Source organism: Acinetobacter sp. OYA S30 (assembly GCF_033599315.1).
Taxonomy (GTDB): domain Bacteria; phylum Pseudomonadota; class Gammaproteobacteria; order Pseudomonadales; family Moraxellaceae; genus Acinetobacter; species Acinetobacter baumannii.
Window position 1 is genome coordinate 1 of the sequence record NZ_JAWVAV010000091.1, and the last position, 2,496, is coordinate 2,496.

General features: G+C 51.5%; 2 protein-coding genes. Both read left to right on the plus strand.

Going from position 1 to position 2,496, the window contains the following annotated elements; all coding sequences use genetic code 11:
- Window positions 1-1,109: 1,109 nt before the first annotated feature.
- On the plus strand, window positions 1,110-1,337 hold the full coding sequence (locus R5R67_RS19130; protein WP_021243043.1) for a YgdI/YgdR family lipoprotein: 228 nt from the start codon (window positions 1,110-1,112) through the stop codon (window positions 1,335-1,337).
- A gap of 365 nt (window positions 1,338-1,702) precedes the next feature.
- Window positions 1,703-1,888: a Rop family plasmid primer RNA-binding protein gene (locus R5R67_RS19135; RefSeq protein WP_013772937.1), complete on the plus strand. Its 186-nt coding sequence runs from the start codon at window positions 1,703-1,705 to the stop codon at window positions 1,886-1,888.
- Window positions 1,889-2,496 lie beyond the last annotated feature (608 nt).

Consider the following 2,496-nt stretch of genomic DNA (forward strand, 5'->3'; position numbering starts at 1 on the left):
ACCGGTACAGGCGGGTTCCGGGCGCAGCGCCGGACCAGTCACGGAGCACTAGCGGAGTGTATACTGGCTTAAGATGTAGCATGGCAGTAACACATAGCATTAATGCCACATAAGACAGGCGCAGAAAGTGAAAGAAAACGCGTCAGGAGAAAATGTGATACAGAATATATTCCGCTTCCTCGCTCACTGACTCGCTCCGCTCGGTCGTTCGGCTGCGGCGAGCGGGACGGGCTTACGGATGGATCAGAAATTTCCTGGGGGATGCCAGGAAGATACTTAACGAAGAAAGCATAAGGCCGCGCCAAAGCCGTTTTTCCATAGGCTCCGCCCCCCTGACAAGCATCACAGAATCTGACGCTCAAATCAGTGGTGGCGAAACCCGATGCGGCTTAAAGATACCAGGCGTTTCCCCCTGGTGGCTCCCTCGTGCTCCCCCGCATTCCTGCCTTTCGGTTTACCGGTGTCACTCCGCTGTTATGGCCGCGGTTGTCTCATTCCACGCCTGACACTCAGTTCCGGGAAGGCAGTTCGCTCCAGGATGGACTGTATGCACGAACCCCCCGTTCAGTCCGACCGCTGCGCCTTATCCGGTAACTATCAACTTGAGTCCAACCCGGAAAGACACGACTAATCGCCATTGGCAACGGCCATTGGCAAACAGGATGTGCGAGAGATGTCTCAAGAGTTCTTGAAGTGGCGGCCTTAGTGAGGCTACACTGAAAGGACAAATTTGGTGACATGTCTCGCACAAGACTGTTACCACGGTTAGGGGATCTGCCAGGATTACCTAACCTTCGAAAAACCACCTGCCAGGGTGGTTTTTTCGTTTACAGGGCAAGAGATTACGCGCGGAAAAAAAGGATCTCAAGAAGATCCTTTATAAATTAGACATCCAACCTCACAAAGAGGAATACTTAAATCATCTTGGTATATGTATCGGCCGGATTACATCTCATATAAGCCTCCTCCCCGCCTGACACCACACTTTGACCATAGCACCTCGCGCCTAACTCGATATACAGCCCACCATCAAGCCTCTTTTCACATAAAAAATGACCTATAGTTAGATGGTTAGTGACCAAAACTGATATGGATAAAAGGAGCTGGCTTTGAAAAAGATTTTTGTTTCAGTGTTCGCAGCGGCAGTTGCGCTTTCAGCCCTCACCGGCTGCACGCGCACAAGCTATGCCATACACACCAATGACGGTCGCACTATTGTCAGCGACGGCAAACCTAAAGAATCAGACTCAGGCCTGCTTGGCTATACAGACGCGAATGGTGTCAAACAGCAGATCAATAAAACCGACGTTAAAGAAGTCTCCGAAATTCCGCACTGAGCATCTTCTCCGAAAAAGGCCGCTAATGTGGCCTTTTTCTTTACCTGTGGTTCTCCGCCAAAATCCCAGCAAATTGCATCACCAAAGCTAAAAGCTTTCAGGGTTGTCTAAAAAGCACAAGACATAAGAGGAAGTGCGGTATTTTATAATCAAGCCCCCAAGAATTTACCATAACATCCGTTGCCCGCACCGCCTGAGACGCGTTCAGCGCGTTCCTGACGAAACCATGACAAAAACCACAACAAACCACCCCGGAACCCGTCAGAAACGCGCCTGTTAAATTTTAACGGCATGCATGACTATGCACCAGAATGACGCCATGCTCTTTTCACGCAAAAATCATCACCAGACGGGGAAAATCACCAGTGACCAGACAGGAATCCGCCGCCCTCAATATGGCCAAATTTATCCGCGCACAGACACTTCTCCTCCTTGAGCGGCTCGAGCAGATGGATCTGGATGAGGCTGCCGGCTGCTGTGAGCACCTGCACGATCAGGCCGAAGCGCTTTACGCCATGCTGAACGCACAGATAGGCGAGGAAAATGCGTGAAAATCGGTGAACGGGTGCGCAATTCAGTGCGCGGCCGTGAGGCGATGGCGGGGTGTCGGGGCGCAGCCCTGACCAGGGTATTTGTGATGCCGGCGCGTGCGCGGTATTACAAATGCACATCCTGTCCCGGAACGGACACCGGGAAACAGCAAAAAAAACCGGGCGGCACGCCCGGAACTCAATCAAGTTAGATTAGATTACTCTCACTCGTCCATAACAGCATCATGGAACGACGACCACCGTCCGTGACGGCCGCCTCGTTTAAGTATGGACAGAAATACAGAAAATGCTCAGGACGAAATGTAATGAATGCGAACGGATTCAAGAAATTCGAGCATGACAGTCCTTACGGCCGGTTCGGTTTCAGACAAAATCTGCCGGTATGCATCCAGCATCATGGCTCCGGCATCCCCTCCGGCACGCCGTAGCCAGACCGAAACAACGGACACAAGCAGGTGTCGCTCATCATCACTAAGAGTCATCAGGGCTCCGGAAGAAAAACCAAACATGGCTTACCTACTGTTAACGGCAACGCAGAAGAAAGGTTTACAGGGTAGCGGGCAGGGATGAAAAAAAAAAAATTGCAGTCAGGCCGGAACGGCTGCTGA